This window comes from Arthrobacter sp. 260 (genome assembly GCF_013116745.1).
GTDB lineage: Bacteria > Actinomycetota > Actinomycetes > Actinomycetales > Micrococcaceae > Arthrobacter_D.
Genome location: NZ_JABFOE010000036.1, coordinates 1 through 322, shown reverse-complemented (window position 1 = coordinate 322; position 322 = coordinate 1). Strand labels below are relative to the sequence as shown.

Sequence of the window (322 nt, the reverse complement as noted above, 5' to 3'; positions counted from 1 at the left end):
TGGAGTTCTTCGCGGAGCCGGTTCGCCTGCTGCCGGAACTTCGCCACCGTCGTCAACGACGCCATGCCAATCAGCCGGGCCTCAAAATCAGCCGTCACCGCAGGGTCAGTGTCGGGAATGCTCGAGGCCTCTTCCACCACAGCCCACGCATGCCGTTTACTGAGCTTCCCGGCCTCCAACGCTTCCAAAGTCGCAGGGCAGTACCGGGTGAGCAGGGTGCTGTGCTCGACGAGGAACCCCGCCGTCCGTTCGGGTATGTGCAGGGCCGCACTGATCTCCGACGCGGTCACGGTTTTCTCGTACCCCCAGTCCCTCGGATCGT

The 322-nt window shown here is 64.0% G+C and carries 1 protein-coding gene; it reads right to left on the bottom strand.

Features of this window, described 5'->3' with window-relative positions; translation table 11 throughout:
• Positions 1 to 290, bottom strand: a 290-nt coding sequence (locus HMI57_RS18270; protein WP_346655273.1) for a DUF222 domain-containing protein, incomplete at its 3' end; no start/stop codon positions are given.
• Positions 291 to 322: the final 32 nt, after the last annotated feature.